This is a genomic window from Microbacterium sp. PA5 (assembly GCF_049860775.1).
Taxonomy (GTDB): Bacteria; Actinomycetota; Actinomycetes; order Actinomycetales; family Microbacteriaceae; genus Microbacterium.
Window position 1 is genome coordinate 2,891,670 of record NZ_CP187567.1, and the last position, 16,912, is coordinate 2,908,581.

Annotated in this window: 16 protein-coding genes and 1 riboswitch; of the genes, 6 read left to right on the forward strand and 10 right to left on the reverse strand. The window is 74.0% G+C overall.

The annotated features are described in order from the left end of the window. Positions 1–21: 21 nt before the first annotated feature. Positions 22–1,929, reverse strand: a complete 1,908-nt coding sequence (locus ACPWUT_RS13640) for a sigma-70 family RNA polymerase sigma factor (RefSeq protein WP_425838574.1) — start codon at positions 1,927–1,929, stop codon at positions 22–24. 254 nt (positions 1,930–2,183) lie between these two features. On the opposite strand from ACPWUT_RS13640, the gene ACPWUT_RS13645 reads away from it, so the two are divergent. Beyond that, positions 2,184–3,089, forward strand: a complete 906-nt coding sequence (locus ACPWUT_RS13645; RefSeq protein ID WP_425838577.1) for a hypothetical protein — start codon at positions 2,184–2,186, stop codon at positions 3,087–3,089. Between the two features lie 37 nt (positions 3,090–3,126). Here the strand turns inward: ACPWUT_RS13645 and ACPWUT_RS13650 are convergent, their stop codons facing one another. Then, a complete protein-coding gene (locus ACPWUT_RS13650) occupies positions 3,127–3,993 on the reverse strand; it encodes a helix-turn-helix domain-containing protein (RefSeq protein WP_425838580.1) in 867 nt (288 codons plus the stop codon). A 121-nt stretch (positions 3,994–4,114) separates the two neighbouring features. On the opposite strand from ACPWUT_RS13650, the gene ACPWUT_RS13655 reads away from it, so the two are divergent. Together ACPWUT_RS13655 and ACPWUT_RS13660 are read left to right on the forward strand one after the other, a co-directional pair. Then, on the forward strand, positions 4,115–4,753 hold the full coding sequence (locus ACPWUT_RS13655; protein ID WP_284529031.1) for a LysE family translocator: 639 nt from the start codon (positions 4,115–4,117) through the stop codon (positions 4,751–4,753). Between the two features lie 81 nt (positions 4,754–4,834). Continuing rightward, a complete protein-coding gene (locus ACPWUT_RS13660) occupies positions 4,835–5,716 on the forward strand; it encodes a Cof-type HAD-IIB family hydrolase (RefSeq protein ID WP_425838584.1) in 882 nt (293 codons plus the stop codon). A 126-nt stretch (positions 5,717–5,842) separates the two neighbouring features. On the opposite strand, the gene ACPWUT_RS13665 is transcribed toward ACPWUT_RS13660, so the two are convergent. The 3 genes from ACPWUT_RS13665 to ACPWUT_RS13675 are packed head-to-tail and all read right to left on the reverse strand — an operon-like array spanning position 5,843 to position 8,252. Then, positions 5,843–6,706, reverse strand: a complete 864-nt coding sequence (locus ACPWUT_RS13665; protein ID WP_425838587.1) for an SDR family oxidoreductase — start codon at positions 6,704–6,706, stop codon at positions 5,843–5,845. Beyond that, complete coding sequence (locus ACPWUT_RS13670) at positions 6,703–7,479, reverse strand: enoyl-CoA hydratase/isomerase family protein (RefSeq protein WP_425838590.1); 777 nt, start codon at positions 7,477–7,479, stop codon at positions 6,703–6,705. The genes ACPWUT_RS13665 and ACPWUT_RS13670 overlap by 4 nt, the downstream gene beginning before the upstream one ends. Positions 7,480–7,490: 11 nt before the next feature. Next, positions 7,491–8,252 carry an SDR family NAD(P)-dependent oxidoreductase gene (locus tag ACPWUT_RS13675; RefSeq protein ID WP_425838593.1) on the reverse strand — a complete coding sequence of 254 codons (762 nt, stop codon included), beginning with the start codon at positions 8,250–8,252 and terminating at the stop codon, positions 7,491–7,493. Positions 8,253–8,358: 106 nt separating this feature from the next. Here ACPWUT_RS13675 and ACPWUT_RS13680 point away from each other — a divergent pair, with 106 nt between their 5' ends. Together ACPWUT_RS13680 and ACPWUT_RS13685 are read left to right on the forward strand one after the other, a co-directional pair. Then, complete coding sequence (locus tag ACPWUT_RS13680; protein ID WP_425838596.1) at positions 8,359–9,084, forward strand: phosphotransferase; 726 nt, start codon at positions 8,359–8,361, stop codon at positions 9,082–9,084. 23 nt (positions 9,085–9,107) lie between these two features. Continuing rightward, positions 9,108–9,515: an MmcQ/YjbR family DNA-binding protein gene (locus tag ACPWUT_RS13685; protein WP_425838599.1), complete on the forward strand. Its 408-nt coding sequence runs from the start codon at positions 9,108–9,110 to the stop codon at positions 9,513–9,515. Positions 9,516–9,564: 49 nt separating this feature from the next. On the opposite strand, the gene ACPWUT_RS13690 is transcribed toward ACPWUT_RS13685, so the two are convergent. The 3 genes from ACPWUT_RS13690 to ACPWUT_RS13700 form a co-directional block, all read right to left on the reverse strand. Further along, on the reverse strand, positions 9,565–10,353 hold the full coding sequence (locus tag ACPWUT_RS13690; RefSeq protein WP_425838602.1) for an energy-coupling factor transporter transmembrane component T family protein: 789 nt from the start codon (positions 10,351–10,353) through the stop codon (positions 9,565–9,567). Then, positions 10,350–11,831, reverse strand: a complete 1,482-nt coding sequence (locus ACPWUT_RS13695; RefSeq protein ID WP_425838605.1) for an ABC transporter ATP-binding protein — start codon at positions 11,829–11,831, stop codon at positions 10,350–10,352. Before ACPWUT_RS13695 ends, ACPWUT_RS13690 begins: the two co-directional genes overlap by 4 nt. 7 nt (positions 11,832–11,838) lie before the next feature. After that, positions 11,839–12,468 carry an ECF transporter S component gene (locus ACPWUT_RS13700; protein ID WP_425838608.1) on the reverse strand — a complete coding sequence of 210 codons (630 nt, stop codon included), beginning with the start codon at positions 12,466–12,468 and terminating at the stop codon, positions 11,839–11,841. Further along, positions 12,461–12,570, reverse strand: a riboswitch (TPP riboswitch). Its footprint overlaps the gene before it by 8 nt. A gap of 39 nt (positions 12,571–12,609) precedes the next feature. Here ACPWUT_RS13700 and ACPWUT_RS13705 point away from each other — a divergent pair. After that, complete coding sequence (locus ACPWUT_RS13705; protein ID WP_425838611.1) at positions 12,610–14,157, forward strand: D-alanyl-D-alanine carboxypeptidase family protein; 1,548 nt, start codon at positions 12,610–12,612, stop codon at positions 14,155–14,157. A 46-nt stretch (positions 14,158–14,203) separates the two neighbouring features. Here the strand turns inward: ACPWUT_RS13705 and ACPWUT_RS13710 are convergent, their stop codons facing one another. Together ACPWUT_RS13710 and ACPWUT_RS13715 are read right to left on the reverse strand one after the other, a co-directional pair. Next, positions 14,204–15,799 (reverse strand): SLC13 family permease, encoded by a 1,596-nt coding sequence (locus tag ACPWUT_RS13710; RefSeq protein ID WP_425838614.1) that lies wholly within the window; start codon positions 15,797–15,799, stop codon positions 14,204–14,206. Positions 15,800–15,955: 156 nt separating this feature from the next. Continuing rightward, the gene (locus tag ACPWUT_RS13715; protein WP_284529018.1) at positions 15,956–16,912 is read right to left on the reverse strand and encodes a DnaJ domain-containing protein; all 957 of its coding nucleotides are present in this window, start codon (positions 16,910–16,912) and stop codon (positions 15,956–15,958) included.

Here is a 16,912-nt window from a genome sequence, read left to right on the forward strand (position 1 = left end):
CGGCGCACAGGCTCGGCGAGGTCACGGCCCGTCCGCTCCGGCGGCCACGATGAGGATCGTGACCTCGCTCAGCCGGCCCAGCCGCCCCGAGTCCGGATCGACGTAGCGCACGCCGAGGGTGTGCTCGCCCAGGGCGACGTCGGGGATGTAGCGGTTCAGCGGCTCGCCGGTGAGCAGATGGCGGCGTCCGGTCGACACCCCGTCGACCGCGATGACGACCGACAGACCGGACTCGCCCGACAGCACGACCGCCGCATCGTCGGCCTCGCCGTCGCCGTCCTCGTCCGTGCGGGCGACGGTGAGGCCCTCGCGTCCGGTGACATCGGGCGCCGGCAGGGCGTACGGGCCGACCGGGCCGGCCGTCGAGTGCTCCGCGCCGTCGACCAGCTGACTCACGCGCACCGTCGATTCCCGGTCGAGCAGGTCGACGTCGAGCGGGATCGCCCAGGTACCGTCCGCCGCCACGACGGACTCCCCGACGCGCGCTCCGCTCGAGGACACCGCGGCGACCGCCGCCCCCGGCTCGCCCGTTCCGCTCAGCGGAGCGGGCACTGCGGCGGCCGTGTCGACGGGGCCGAGGGCGACCGCCACCACCGGCGTCGGCGTCGGAGTCGGAGTGGGCGTCGGAGTCGGAGTCGGAGTGGGCGACGCGGTCGGGGTCGGCGTCGGCGTCGGCGTCGGAGGCGGAGTGGGCGACGCGGTCGGCGTCGGCGTCGGCGTCGGCGTCGGCGTCGCGGTCGGCGTGGACGTCGCGGTCGGAGTCGGCGACGGCTCGACGGTCGGCGTCGCGGCCGGCTCAGCCGTCGGAACCGGTTCGGCGGACGGAGAGCTGAGGGGTGCGACGGGGAAGGGCGGAGCGGGCGTCGCGGACGGGCTCTCGGTGATGCTCGGCGTGAGCCCGGGGACAGGCGTTCCGACGGGCTCGACGGCGGACGGGGAGACGGTCGCCGGGATGGGGCCCGGGCCACCCGCGCCCGCGACGGGGCGGCCGGCGCCCGGTCCGGCGACGGAGGCGCTCCACACGATCGCCGCAGCGGCCGCTGCCACCACGACGACTCCCCCCACCGCCGTGAGGACACCGGCTCCGCCACCCAGAGGCGCCGGAGCTGCGGCGGCCGAGGCGGGCAGAGGATGCAACTGAGCGTAAGCTGCGGCGGCCGCGCCGCCCAGCACGCCGACCAGCAGCACGGCGCGCAGGTTCTGACGGGCATCCGCGCCCGCGCCCGCGACCACACGGCATGACGCGCAGTCGTCGAGGTGCTCGTCGAGGCGGCGGCGCGTGGAGCGGGACAGCGGCTCGCCCTCCGCCCTGCCGAGCTCGCCGGTGGCCCAGCGGCACTCGGCCGGCCGGTCGCCGTCGTCGACGTGCTGCGCCAGCCAGGCCTTGCGGAATCCCTCGCGCGCGCGGTACGACAGCGCGGCGACGGCATTGGGCTTCATGCCGAGCATCGGGGCCATCTCACGGGGAGAGAGCCCCTCGACCTCGAGATACCAGAGCACGGTGCGCCACCGCTCGGGCAGCGTCGCGAACGCACGACTCAGCGAGGTCCTCTCGGCGATGAGCGATCCGGGATCGGGGATGCTGTCGTCGGCGCTGTCGTCGAGGGTGTCGATCGAGACGGTGCGCTGGTCCTTGCCCCACGTGGTGGCGATGTTGCGGATCGTGGTGAACAGATAGGGGCGGAAGGCCTCGGTCGGCCCGCCGCCGGCGGAGGTCGCGCGCAGGATCCGCGTGAACGCCTCGGACACGAGGTCGTCGGGCTCGCTGGTCCAGGCGACCGCCCGGGCCACCCGGTGGGCGGCGTCGGCATGACGCGCCCAGAGCGCGGCGAAGGCGGAGCGATCGCCGCCGCGCGTCGCCTCCACGAGCTCGGCATCGGACACGTCGGCCGCACGCCATCCCCTGCGCAGCGAAGGCTCATCCGTCATGGCGTGTGTCGTTCCTCGGGTCGGAGCGGATGCGCCCGTGTTCGGGAGAAGGCGCATCCGAGCGCGTGACATCCGGCACCGGCCGGAATCGCCCTGTGATCCGGGCGGTACAGATAGAGACGCCGCCGGGACGCGATGATGACGGGGCGCGGCGAGAATCTTCTTACCGACCCGCGGCGCGTCATAGCGCGACGGGAGCGGAGTCCCCCAGGCGACGGATCGGACCCGAGATCCCGCCGGAAGGGAGGCCCTCGATGCCGGATGGCGACGCGCCGACGCACTCGGACGCACAGCTCACGCGGCTGGTCAGGAACGGCGATGCGGCAGCCTTCGCCGCGCTCTGGGCACGTCACGAGGGCGCTGCGCGACGCGCGATCGATGCCGTCGGAGCCGCACCGGACGAAGACCTCGCGCTCGTGCGCGCCGCGACGGCGACGGCCCTGCGCCGCCGCGCCGACCCGGCCGATCCGGTCCGCCGGCACGTGCTGCGGATCGTCGGCCGACTGATCCTCGCGCAGGGCACGTTCGACCGGCGGTCGCCGATCCTCCGGGCCTACGCCGCCCTGCCCGCCCGCTCGCGCACGCTCCTCTGGTACACGGCCGCCGAGCACCTCGATCCGTGTGAGCTCGCCGTCCTGCTGGGGATCCCCGAGTCCCGCCTCGCCCGCCGGGTGGCGGCCACCCGGCGGGCGCTCTACCGGCGCTGGCTGACCCTCGCCCGCGAGCGCGGGCTCCGCGGGGAGTGCGCACGGGTCCGCCGGCACGAGCTGCTGACTCCGCGCGGTCCGCTCGCGGCGCGCCTGCGGGAGCACGCGTCGATCTGCCCGCACTGCGTCATCGCGGCCGGGTGCGCCGGCGCACTCCTCGCCCACCTCGGGGTGCTGCTGGTGGACGCCGAGATCGGGCCCGAGGCCGGCGTGCGCTACCGTGCGGGCGCGGCGCCGGCGCGGGCGCGGCGCCCGACGACGGCCGCCGTGTTCGACGACGTGCGCTTCACGGGGAGGTCACCGGAGGAGCTCCCCGCTCCCGGTCTCACGCGATCGGCCCTCACCGTGCTCGACTGCGACGGGTTCGAGTACTCCCTCGGGCCGGTGCTCGTGCCCGAGCACCGGGTGCGCCACCTGCTGGCCGACCTCGCGGCGGCCGAGGAGTCCGTCTGATCCCTGTGCCGGACGCCGCCGGCGGCGACCGCAGCGGTCAGAACTGCCACCGCAGCGAGTGGGCGCCGCGCCGGGGGCGCTCCAGCGCCAGCAGGGCGCTGCCCGCGCGCGACAGCGGGACCGCCCGCACCGCGCGACGCTCGGCGAAGGGCTGGTTCTGGGTGCACTGGTGCACGCGCTGCGGGAGGGCATGCACGTCGAAGCGCACGCGCAGGGTGTACAGCTCCGTCGGGGTCTGGAATCCGCACCCCGCGTGATCCACCGCGGGCGCCGCCGCCTGCGAGGGCCGGCGCAGCTGCGTGTACGAGAGCGTGAAGACGTCGTGCTCGCGCGTCGGCGACTCCAGCGCCAGACGCACCACCCGCACGCCGTTGCCCGCGGTCTCGTCGGCGCTGACGGCGCACCCGTCGAGGTCGGCGAGATCGAAGACGGCCGGACGCGGATCGGGCTCCGCCACGAAGTAGGCGTGCGTGACCGTCCCCCACCGGACGCGCCCCGTCAGCCGCGTCGTCGTCGCGAGCTGCGTGCGCAGCGGCCCGACGCTCACGGTCTGGTCGACATGCAGCAGCGTCACCGCCGACGAGAACCGCCGCGCCTCGTCGAGCAGCGACGACCGGCCGAACGAGAACGGTTCGACCCCCGGGTCGTTCCGGTGGCCCCAGGCCGCCATCACTCGCCCGCGGCTGACGGCGTCGAGGTCGAGGGCGGACGCGATGCGCGACAGCGTGTCGGCGCGCGGGCTCTCGGTCGCCGACAGCTCGAGCGAGCGGATGGTGCGCACGCTCACCCCCGCCCGGCGCGCGAGCCGCTCCTGGCTGAGTCCCAGGTGCTCCCGCGTGCGCCTCATCGCGTGCGCGGCCTGTGCGCGTTCGGCGGTCGCCGAGCGCGGCGTCGTCTCGTCCACATCTCCCCCTGTCGACCCGTCCGGATCGGTCGCGCGGTGCCGGTCTGCGCGCGCGCACCTGAAAGGACTCCGAACCGTCGGACGTATGACGCCGCCGGGAGTGCGGTCTACGCTGAGCGCTGTGGTCCCGCTCGACAACCTCCTCGCCTTCACGCTCGCCGCGATCGTGCTGATCGTGATCCCCGGCCCGGCGGTGCTGTTCTCGGTCGGCCGCACCCTGGCGCTCGGCCGCACGGGGGGCCTGCTGAGCGTGGCCGGGGTGACCCTCGCGCTCGTCCCGATCGTCGCGCTGGTCGCCCTCGGGGTCGGCGGCATCGTGGCCCGTTCCGTCGAGCTGTTCACCGCGCTGAAGATCGCCGGGGCGCTGTACCTCGTGTATCTCGGCGTGCAGGCGATCCGTCACCGCAAGGACGCCGGCCGCGAGGTGGAGATCGCGGGCCTGCCCCGTTCCCACGGCCGTCAGCTGTGGCAGGGGTTCCTCGTGGGTGTCACCAACCCCAAGACCATCGCGTTCTTCGTGGCCGTGCTGCCGCAGTTCGTCGACGTCCGCGCGGGCGGCGTGCCGTGGCAGATGATGGAGCTCGGCCTCGTCTTCGCGGTGCTCGCACTCGTCTCCGACAGCGTCTGGGTGTTCGCGGCCGCAGCGGCGCGCACCTGGTTCGCGCGGTCCCCGCGACGCATCGAGACCCTGACGGCGACCGGCGGCGGGATGATGATCGGTCTCGGCGGCGTCCTGCTGGTCACCGGGCCCAGGCACTGAGCCCGTTCGCCCGCCGCCGGGTGCGGCCGGGGGCAGCCCGCGTGCAGGAGCCGTTCATCCGGGGCTGAGAGGATGGAGCATGTGACTTCCCCGGCATCCCCCTCGCGCATCGTGTTCATCGACGTCGACGGGACGATCCTCGAGCACGGGACGGTCATCGCCCCCTCGACGGTGTCGGCGATCCGCGCCGCCCGGGCCCGGGGGCACCTCGTCTACCTGTGCACGGGACGCTCGGACGGCGACATCCATCCCGACGTGCGCGCGATCGGGTTCGACGGCGCCATCACCAACGGCGGCGGGTTCGCCACCCGCGGCGGCGAGCTCGTCCTGCAGCACACCATGCCGCGCGAGGACGTGGAGCGACTGATCCGCACCTTCGAGGAGGGCGGCATCCAGTACTTCCTGCAGTCGCACGAGGGCGTGTTCGCCAGCCCGGGCATCCTCTCCCTGATGTCCGGCTTCCTGCGTCAGCGCGCCGCGCGCCGAGCGGAGGACCTGCAGCACCTCGGCGTCGACGACGACGACCTGCTCGACGCGGTGCTGCGCGAAGCCTCCGACCGGTACCGTCCGCTCGCGCAGGCGCCGATGGACGCGATCGCGAAGGCCGTGTTCGTCAGCGAGCGCTCCGACAGCGTCGACCACATGCAGGCGGAGCTGGGCGAGCGCTTCCACGTGATCCCGGGGAGCATGCCGATGCCCGGAGGCTCCAACGGCGAGATCTCGCTGCGCGGCATCAATAAGGGCGCGGCCATCCTCGAGATCCTCGATCAGCTCGGCCTCGACGCCGCCGACGCGGTGGGCATCGGCGACAGCTGGAACGACGTCGAGATGTTCCAGGTGTGCGGCACCTCGGTGGCCATGGCCGGAGCCGATCCGCAGCTGCAGGCACTCGCCGACCACGTCACGACGGGTGTGCTCGACGACGGGGTGCACAACGCGCTCGTCGCACTCGACCTGATCTGAGCACCCCGGCCCGCCCGCGACGTGGCAGTCGTCGTCGCTTCCGGCGCGCCGAGGCGGCAACGACTGCCACCACCTCACGTCGAGGCGGCAACGAGTGCCACCCACTCGAGCCGAGTCGCCGCGCGGTCAGAGGAAGATGTCGGGGAACAGCTCCGAGTCGGGGGTGCCGGGCGTCGCGGCGTAGCCGGAGAAGTCGGTGACACCGGCATCCCGCAGCACGTCCTCGACGATCAGCGTCTGACCGGTGTACTCGCGCGACGGCCGGAGCAGCACTTCGTAGGCGGCGTCCGCATAGATCTCAGGGGTGCGGCTGACCTTCATCATCCGGTCGCCGCCGAGGGCGAACTGCACGGCGGCGGTGGCGATCGTCGTCTCGGGCCACAGCGTGTTGGCGGCGATGCCGTCCTTCGCGAACTCCGCGGCGATGCCGAGGGTCGCCATCGTCATCCCGAACTTCGCAAGCGAATAGCCGGTGTGCGCGCCCAGCCAGCGCGGGGTGGTGTTCAGCGGCGGCGAGAGCGAAAGGATGTGGGGGTTCTCGGCATCCTTGAGGATCGGCAGCGCCGCGCGCGACAGCAGGAAGGTGCCCCGCACGTTGACGTCCTGCATGAGGTCGTACTTCTTGGCGGCCAGCTCGAGCGTGCCGGACAGATCGATGACCGAGGCGTTGTTGACGACGACGTCGATCCCGCCGAACTCGCCCTGGGTCTTCAGCACCGCCTCGGTGATGTCGTCGTCGTTGCGGACGTCGCCGACGATCGGGAGCGCCTGGCCGCCGGCGGCGCGGATCTGCTCGGCGGCCGTGTGGACGGTCCCCTCGAGCTTCGGGTGAGGCGTGTCGGTCTTGGCCAGCAGGGCGATGTTGGCGCCGTCGCGCGCCGCGCGCAGTGCGATCGCCAGGCCGATGCCGCGGCTGCCGCCCGACATGAGGATCGTCTTGCCGGCGAGGGATCCGCCGGTCGGGGTGCTGCTCGGGGTGCCGCTGCTCATCGGTTCTCCTTGGGGGTGCGGGATGCCGCGGCGAACGCCGCCACGCGCACCCGGGACTCGTCGGTGTCGAAACGGGTGCCGATCGAACGCGCCTCGTCGTCGAGGTTCTCGGCGAAGTCGCGCCCGGCGCCCGCGCGCACGAGGCGCTTGGCCTGCCCGAACGCCGCGGTCGCCCCCGACAGCCAGAAGCGCGCCACCTCCTCGGCGCGGGCGTCCGGGTCGGCTGCCACCTCGGTGATCAGGCCCCACTCCTGCGCGGTGCCGGCATCGATCGTCAGGTCCTGCAGGAGCAGGCGCAGCGCGCGACGCTGTCCGACCGCGGCCGGCAGCAGGGTCGAGACGCCGAGGTCGGGCGTGAGCCCGATGTTCGCGTACTTGCTCACGAACTTGGCGTCCGGCGACGCCACGATGTAGTCCGCGGTGAGCATGAGGCCGAGCCCGCCGCCGGCGACGGCGCCGCGGACGGCGGCGACGATCGGCTTGTCGGAGGAGACCAGTGCGCGGATGCCGTCGTGGATGGTGCGGGCGGCATCGGTGACGTCGGTCCCCGTCGCCCCCGAGGTGGCCATCTCGACCACGTCGCCGCCCGCGCAGAACGCCGGGCCGTTCGCGCCCAGGAGGACGGCACCCACCGACGGGTCCGCGGCGATCTCGTGCGCGAGGTCGCGCCAGCGCCTCCCCATCTCGAACCCCATGGCGTTCAGCGACGCCGGCCGGTTGAAGGTGAGGCGCGCGAGCGCCCCGTCACGGGTGTACAGGATGGAGTCGCTCACGGTGTCCTCGCTCATTTGGGTGCCATGCGGATCGCGCCGTCGAGGCGGATGGTCTCGCCGTTGAGATAGCCGTTGTCGACGATCGCCATCACGAGGGCGGCGTACTCGTCGGGACGCCCGAGCCGTGCCGGGTAGGGCACCTGCTGGCCCAGGGAGTCCTGCGCGGCCTGCGGGAGGCCGGCGAGCATGGGCGTCTCCATGATCCCCGGCGCGATCGTGCAGACGCGGATGCCGTGGCGCGCCAGCTCGCGGGCGATCGGCAGCGTCATCGCGTGCACCCCGCCCTTGCTGGCCGCATAGGCGGGCTGGCCGATCTGACCGTCGAACGCGGCGACCGACGCGGTGTTCACGATCACGCCGCGGTCGCCGGACGCCGTCGGATCGGTGGCCGCGACCGCGGCTGCCGCCTGGGCGACGACGTTGTAGGTGCCGACGAGGTTGACGCGGACGATCCGCTCGAAGTCCGCCAGCGGCGTCGGCGTGCCGTCGCGGTCGAGGACCTTCGCCGGCGGGGCGATGCCGGCGCAGTTGACGACGACGCGGAGTGGGCCGGCGGCCGACGCGGCGGCGACGGCGGCGGCAATCTGCTCGGCGTCCGTCACGTCGGCGGGGGCGAACGTGCCGCCGAGCTCATCGGCGGTCGCCCCGCCCGCGGACGAGGGGAGATCGACGATCACGACGTGGGCGCCTGCAGCGGCCAGCCGCCGGGCCGTGGCGAGGCCGAGGCCGCTCGCACCGCCGGTGATGAGGGCGGAGGTCCCGCTGATGTCCATGCGCTCTCCTTCGAACGGGTGAAACCGCATCCCAGTCTAGCCGGGACTGCGTCCCGCGCGAGAGAGCAGCCCCCTCGAGCGGGTGCGGCAGTGCAGGATGGGTGCCATGTCGATCCCCACGGAGGCTGTCCCCATCCCCGATCGCGTGCGAGAGCTGGCCGCGGGCGCCGGTCTGGTGCCGGTGTGGCGCAATGGCCTGGGCGGGCACACCTATCGCTCCGACGACGACCGCTACATCAAGCACGGACCCCGGAACCCCGAGACGACGATGGCCGGCGAGGCCGAGCGGCTGCGGTGGGCCCGGCCGTACGCCGTCGTCCCGGAGGTGCTCGAGACCGGCCACGACGCGACCTCCGAGTGGCTCGTGACCCGCGCACTGCCCGGTCTCTCGGCGGTCGACCCACGCTGGGTCGCCGAGCCCGCCGTCGCCGTCGCCGCCGTCGGTGCGGGCCTGCGGGCCCTGCACGATGCACTTCCCGTGGACGCGTGCCCGTTCGACTGGACGGTGCCCGCGCGCCTCGCGAAGGCCGCCGCCCGCGGCATCCGGGTCCCCGACGCGCTCGGCTCAGCCCCGCCCGTCGATGTGCTCGTGGTCTGCCACGGCGACGCGTGCTGCCCCAACACCCTGCTCGACGATCGCGGCGCGCCGCTCGCTCACGTCGACCTCGGCGCACTCGGGGTCGCCGACCGCTGGGCCGATATCGCCGTCGCCGCGATGAGCACCGAATGGAACTACGGCCCCGGCTGGGAGGACGCCCTGCTCGCCGCGTACGGGGTCGAGCCCGACCCGGAGCGCCTCGCCTACTACCGCGATCTGTGGAACGCGACCTGAGCAGCGGGGAGGACGGACCGAGCATGAGTGAGACCGGCAGCAGCCACCCGAGGATGTTCGACGACGACGATCCCGTGCTCGCTCGCGTGCGCGAGCTCGCTCTCGCGCTTCCCGAGGCGGACGTCAAGGTCAGCCACGGGCGACCCGCGTTCTTCACCAGACGCGTCTTCGCCTACTACGGCGGGACGGAACGCAGCGACGACGACCGGGGGCGTCACGACCAGGCGATCATCATCCGGGCCGACCCCGACGACGAGCCCGCGCTCCGTCAGGATCCGCGCTTCTGGGTGCCCGCGTACCTCGGCCCCTCCGGCTGGCTGGGGTTCGACGTGGCCGAGCACAGTGACTGGACGGAGGTCGCCGAGCTCCTCGACGCGTCGTACCGGGTCACCGCGACGCCGCGACAGGTGCGGCTGCTCGACGAGCGCTGACACGGCGCCGGGCCGCGATCAGGACGGGATCAGGACGGGTCAGGGCGGGTCAGGACGGGCCGAGGATGAAGTTCCAGGTTCCGGCGAGCACCGCCGCGCCGATTGCGATCGCCGAGATCGCTGCCCCGACGGCGATGAGCGCCCACTCGCGTGCCCCGAACCGCGACTCGCGGGCCCAGGTGCGGGCACCGGGCGCGCCGAACCCGCGCGCCTCCATCGCCGTTGCGAGCTTCGCACCGCGGCGGATGGAGAGCACGAGCAGCGCGAACGCCATGCCGACGAACCGGCGCACGCGTCCTCGATCGGCGACCCCGCGGGCGCGGCGGGCGAGCTCGAGGGCCCGCCAGTCGTCGAGGAAGAGCCCGACCATCCGCAGGCCCGCGAGGGCGCCGAGGACGAAGCGGGCCGGCAGACGGACGATCTGGGCGAGCCCGTCGGCCAGGTCCGTCGGATCGACGGTCACGAACAGCACCACCGACGGGAGGGCGACGGCCAGCACCCGGACGAGGGTCGCCCCGGCCAGCGCCAGCGACCCCTCGCTGATCCGGACGACGAACCACTCGACGTAGACCTCGCCGGCGGCCTCGCCGTAGAGGGCGATCGTGACCGCCGTCAGCGGTGCCGCGAGCCACACCGGCCACGTCCGCAGCCAGAACTCCCGCCACCCGAGTCCGGCGAAGAGGAACAGCACGCACTCCAGGGCGAGGGCGACCGCGGCCGACACCACGTCGAGGGTGAGGATCAGCGGCACCGCGATCAGGGCGCTCGCGGCGAGCTTCGCGACGGGGTTGATCGCGGCGACCGCACCGGTGCGCGCGCGGGACTCGAAGAGCGTCACGAGGCCTCCTCCCGCCGCGGGAGCGCGAACCGCCGGGCATGCAGCGCCGCGACGACCGCCTCGTCGTGGGTGATCGCGACGATCGCCGCACCGTCGTCGCGGAGCCGTGCGAGCAGGCCCACGAGCTCGGCCCACGTGCGGGCGTCCTGCCCGAACGTCGGCTCGTCGAGCACCAGTACGCGCGGGGCCGTCGCGAGGGCGGCGGCGACCGTAAGCCGCCTCTTCTCGCCACCCGACAGCGTGTACGGGTTGGCGCGGGCGAGCGGTGCCAGCCGCAGGCGGTCGAGCAGCTCGTCGACACGGGCCGCGGTCGCCGCGGCGTCGAGGCCGAGCGCGCGCGGGCCGACTTCGAGCTCCTCCCGCACGGTGCGGGCCAGGAGCTGGTGCTCGGGGTCCTGGAAGACGGTCCCGATGCGGGTGAGCAGCTCGCAGGAGCGCCAGCGGACCGGGGAGGGGCCCGCCCCGGCGGCGAGCGGATCGGTCGCGGTCAGCTCGCCCGCCGCGGGCGGCAGCAGCCCGGCGATCGTGAGCCCGAGCGTCGACTTGCCCGCCCCGTTGGGACCGACGACGGCGAGCGCCTCACCGGCGGCGACCGAAAGGTCGATGCTGTCCGCGACGCGGACGCCCCGCACCCGCTCGACGGCCAGCCCGTGCGCGGACAGCAGCATCTCTCCGGCCGCGCGCGCCGGAGGCGGAGGCGAGGCGGGCGGGATGCCGGGGACCCACACGCCCGCCTCCGCGAGCTGCGTCCGGCGACTGCCGGCCCGGTCGCCGAGCACGTCGCCGGGAGCGCCGTCGGCGATCACGCCGGCGGGTCCGATGACGATCACGCGGTCCACCAGCGGCAGCCACACGTCGACCCGGTGCTCGACCACGACGAGCGTCGCGCCCGTCCTGTCGAGCACGCGACCGACCGCTTCCCGCACCTCGACGACGCCCTCCGGGTCGAGATTGGCCGTCGGCTCGTCCAGCAGCAGGAGCCCGGGCTGCATCGCGAGCGCCCCCGCGAGCGCGAGCCGCTGCTTCTGACCGCCGGAGAGCGCCTTGGTGGGCCGGTCCAGTGGCACGTCGAGGCCGACGGCATCCAGCGCCGCGCCGACCCGTCGCCAGATCTCGTCGCGGGGAACACCGAGGTTCTCGCAGCCGAAGGCGACGTCGTCGCCGACGCGGGCGAGGATCACCTGCGAGTCGGGATCCTGCAGCACGAGACCGGCGCGGCCGCGCGACGCGGTCGCCGGGCTCCCGTCGACGAGCAGTTCGCCCGCCGATTCGCCTTCCTCGTCTCCGCCGAGCACGCCCGCGAGACCGTGGAGGAGGGTCGACTTGCCCGCGCCCGAGGCTCCGAGCAGCAGCACCCGCTCGCCCGTCCCGATGCGGAACTCCACGCCCGAGAGCGCCCACGCCCGCCGGGACGCATGCCGCCAGCCCCAGCCGCGCGCCTCGACGGCGGCGGGAGCGCCGACGACGCCGCCTGTCATCGCCGCGTCAGACGCGTTCGCGTCGCTCGCGCCCCGCGGCGAAGCGGTCGAGCGCGCCGGTGGACGCGAGTCCTCGGGCGAGCACCCACGACAGTGCGCCGGCGATCACCGCCCCCGAGACGATCGTGCTGATGAGGTAAACGACGATGAAGGTGAGATCGGCGCCCGGCCACCACAGCAGCAGGTTGTTGATCCCTCCCGCCAGCGCCGCCCCCGCGCCGGCGAGGACGGCGACCGGCAGCGTCCACGCCCGGTAGAGGAAGAGCAGGAAGACGAGCTCCGCGCCCAGTCCCTGGACGAGCCCGGCCTCGATGGTGAGGAAGCCGCCCCATTGGTTGCCCACGAGCGCCGACAGCACCGCGGCAACCGTCTCGGTGTAGAGCGCGGCGCCCGGCTTGCGGATGATCAGCGCGCCGAGCACGCCGGCGAACAGCCAGGGCCCGTCGAGCAGGCCCTGGAGCCCCGGCAGGAGCGGCTCGAGCAGCAGCTTGGGGCCGACGTAGCCGAGACCCCACGCCCAGAAGATCAGACCGGAGGCGACGCCGAGGACGCTGGCGACGACGATGTCGACGATCCGCCAGCGAAGGCGGCCCCCGGTGAGGGGACGGACGGTGGGGGACGACGCGGACGCGTGCATGTGTTCTCCTCCCTGCGCCGGCATGATCCGGATCAGGTTCGACGGTCGAAGCGTGGATCGCTTCCTCTCAGCCCGGCTCACCGGACTCCCGTGGTTCTGTCGATGAGTATAGTCAGCCGGCGCCGGGGTACGTTGGAGTGCGTGAGTTCGTCCGACGCACCCCCCACGTCGCGGCGCGAGATGCGCGCCCAGGCACAGGAGCGCGCGCGCACCGAATCGGCGCCGATCCCCGCCGTCCCGGCCGCTGCCGAACCGATTCCGGCCGAAACCGTCCCGGCCGCACCCGTCCCGGCCGCGAGGGCCGTTCCGGCAGAACCCTCCTCGGCGGAGCGTGCGGTTCCCGCGCGACCGGTGGCGCTCGCGTGGGTCGACGACGACGCGGTCGGCCTCCGACGCGCACCCGGAGACCTGACGGCGGCGACGAGCCCGTACGTCCCCGTGCTGCCCGACCTCCTTCCCGCGCGGCGGCGGCGCTCCGTCGTGCCCGCGCTCGTCGTCCTGGCGATCGTGCTCGCCCTCGTCGGCGGCTACACCGCGGCGACCCAGCTGTGGACCCTCGACAACGTGGCCCCGGCGGCCGCCCCCGACGAGGCTCCCACGGTGCGCGCACCGGACACCGAGATCTCCTGGCCCGCCGAGGGCCTGGGAGCCGTCGGCATCGGCGGCGTCACGACGGTGGAGGCATCGTCGGGCGACGTGGACGCCATGGCGAGCATCACCAAGCTGGTCTCCGTCCTGATGGTGCAGGACCAGGATCCGATCGCCGAGGGCGAGGAGGGTCCCGCGCGCGAGATCGCGTACGCCGACCGTGTCGACTACTGGGGCTTCCTCGGACGGGGCGAGTCCGCCATCGATGTGCCCGTCGGGGAGACCCTCACCCGCTACCAGCTGATGCAGGGGGCGCTCATCGCCTCGGCGGGCAACTACGCCGACATGCTCGTGCGGGAGTTCTGGCCCACCGACGAGGAGTTCGCCGCCGCCGCGCGCGAGTGGCTCGACGCGCACGGGCTGAAGGGGATCACCGTGGTCGAGCCCACCGGCATCGATCGCGAGAACACGGCCGACGCGGCCTCGCTCGTCCGCCTCGGCGAGGTCGCCCTCGCCGACCCCGTCGTGGCCGAGATCGTCGCCACCCGCACCGCGGAGCTGCCGGGCGCCGGGGAGATCGACAACACCAACCCGCTGCTGTCGGACGACACCGTCGTGGGGATCAAGACCGGCGGGCTGTTCGGCCACTACAACCTCCTGGCCGCGCGCGACGTCGCGGCGGGCGACACGACGGTGCGGGTCTACGCCGCCGTCGTCGGGCAGCCGACCGAGCAGCTGCGCGCCGACGAGACCGCGGCGCTGCTCGACCAGATCGCCGCCGAGGCGTCGGTGCGCCAGACGATCCCCGCCGGGACGCGCGTCGGGAGCGTCACGACCGCCTGGGGCACGACGGCCGGCATCGTCACGGCGGCCGACGCGTCGGTGCTCCTGTGGGACGGCGCGGGCGCGACCGGCTCGGCCGAGCTCGAGCTGGGTGACGCGCGCGCTGCGGGAGACGTCGTGGGCACCATGACCCTCGCCGGCCCGCTCGATTCCGCGTCGACCGACGTGACCCTCACCGCCGCTCTCGGCGAGCCCGACGCCTGGTGGCGCTTCACCCATCCGCTCGAGCTGTTCGGCCTGGCCGGCTCGTCGTCCTGACCGGCGCCTCCGGCGCGTCGTCGTCGCGACCGCCGTCGTCCGTCCGTCAGAACGGCCAGACGAGCGGGACGTAGAGCACCGCGACCGCCAGGAACACGGCCATGAGCGGCAGCCCCAGCCGCCAGTAGTCGCCGAACCGGTAGCCGCCGGGCTGCATGACCATGAGGTTCACCGGGGTCGCGATCGGCGTGAGGAACGCGGCGGCCCCGGCCACCGTGATCGCCATCATGAACGGCAGCACGCTGGCGTCCAGCTCGGCGGCCACGGCCACCGCGATCGGCGCCACGACCAGCACGGTGGCGATGTTGGAGATGAACTGGCCGAGCACCATGGTCAGCAGGCACAGCACGAGCAGGGCCAGATGCGGCGACGCCGAGCCGATGACGCCGAGCACGCGGTCCGCGATCATCCCGGCGGCACCGGTCGTCACGAACGCCGACGACAGTGGCACCATGCCCGCGATGAGGATGACGGTCGTCCACGAGATCGCGCGGTAGGACTGCGGGACCGTCAGCACGCGGGTGAGCACGATCGCGCCCGCCGCCAGGAGCCCGGCCACGACCGGCGGGACGGCTCCGGTGGCGAGGAGGACGACCATGAGGGCGAGGATGACGAGGGCGCGCCGGGCGCCGCGTCCGAGCGGGACCGCGCGCTGCAGCGACTGGGGCGGCGTGACGGCGATCACGTCGGGCGAGGCGGCATAGCGCTCGAGCGCGTCCCACGGTCCCTGCACGAGCACCGCGTCTCCGGCGCGCAGGGTCAGCGAGCCGGCGACCGCCGTGCCGCGGGACGCGTTGGGGCCATCCTCCTCGCCGCGGCGCAGCGCGAGGATCACGAGGTTCTCGTCGCGCGTGGTCATCCCGGCGCACACGGTGCGGCCGATCAGCGGCGACCGCGGAGCCACGAGCACTTCGAGGGCGCCCTCCCGCGCGCTGAAGAGCGTCCCGGTGTCGAGGTCGACGTCGTACGAGGAGCGCAGCGCGCGGGCGTGGTCGCGCGGGTCGGGTGCGGCCGACAGCAGGCGCTCGGCCACCCGGACGGGCAGGAGCCGGTCGCCGAGGAGCACGACCACGACGGTGGTCAGCACGACCAGCGGAAGGCCCACGAGTGCGAACTCGAAGAAGCCGAACGCCCGCCCGCCGGCGGCGGCCGCGGCATCCGAGACGACGATGTTCACGGGCGTGCCGGTGAGCGTCAGGAGCGATCCCGCACTCGCCGCGAACGCGAGCGGGATGAGCATCTTCGACGGCACGATCCCCGCCCGCACCGCGACGACCACCACGACCGGCAACAGGGCGGCGACCGCGCCGTTGATGCTGATGAACGCCGAGAGCGCGGCGGCCAGCAGCACCACGATCACCGTGAGCGTGCGACGTCCCGTCCCCGCCCGGGTGATGACCTGGTGGCCGAGCCATGCGGTGACCCCCGTGGCATCCAGCGCCTCGCTCACGACGAAGAGGCTCGCGATGAACAGCACCGTGGGGTCGCCGAAGCCGGCGAGCGCCTCGGGGAGCGTGAGCACCCCGGTCGCCCACAGCGCGACGGCGACCCCCAGCGCGACGACCGCCAGCGGGATCCGCGAGCTCACGAAGGCGACGACGGCGGCGCCGAGGATGACGAACGTCCAGGCTGCCGGGTCCATGCCCCGACTCTAGGCGCTGAGGCACCCCGCCACCGGTGCCTCCCTCGTTCCGCCGAGCCGACATGCTTTTGCCGAGCCGACACGCTCCATGCGGTGCGTAGCGTGTCGGCTCGGCAAAAGCGTGTCGGCTCGCGGAGGGGGAAGCCGCCGCGGGCGCTAGACGAAGCGGACGGTCTGCTGCAGCCGGGTGCGCACGTCGAAGAGCTCGTTGCCGCCGATCTCGCGGGCGCCCTGCACGCCGCGGCGGAGCACGGTCGCCAGCGCCGAGCGCGACACCACCGCGACGGCGATCCCGCGCACCCGGCCGAGCTCCTCGATGGCGGTCGTGACGTCGTCGTCGGGAAGCACCACGAGCGCGCCGCTGAACTTCACGCGCGCGGCGCGTCCGACCGCGCGCGTGCGGGCCACGAGGGATGCCACGGGGGCGCCCCGGCCGACGGCGTCGCCGATCAGCTCGCCACGACGGGTGCGCACCGGCCCGCCGAAGTCCTCCGAGAGCACGGAATACAGCCCGCTCGGACCGAGCACGATGTGATCGAGCTTCGCGTCGGGCTCGCGCGGGTCCGCGGCCACGTCGTGCCACACCGTGTAGCCCATGCCGAGATCGCCGACGATCCGCGCGGTCGCCTCCTCGGCGAGGGCGTCCGCGAGGAGGCGTCGCAGCTCACGCGGGGCGGTGCGCACGAGCGCCGGATCGTAGGGGTTCTCGAGCGCGACCCCGCGGCCCACCCACTCGCGCATGAGCGTGAGGTAGCGCTCGCGGCGCCAGCCTCCGGGCTGCCCGAACGAGCGGGCGCGGGGGCGCGTGTCGGCTGCGGCCGACGGCGGGCGCCACGTGGGGGCCTCGCCGCCCGCGCCGCCGGCACCTCCCGGGGCGAACGACCGCGGCGCGTCGCCGAACCCGTGCCCGCGGTCGTAGGCGGCCCGCGCCTCCGGCGTGCCGATCAGCTCCCACGCCCGCTGCACCTGCACGAACAGTGCGGCGTCGCCGCCGGTGTCGGGATGGGTCTGGCGCAGCCGCAGGCGGTAGGCGCGCCGGAGCCCTTCCTCATCGACGTCGGGCGCGACGGCGAGGACCTCGTACGCCGAGGCGGACAGGGGGCTGTCGAACAC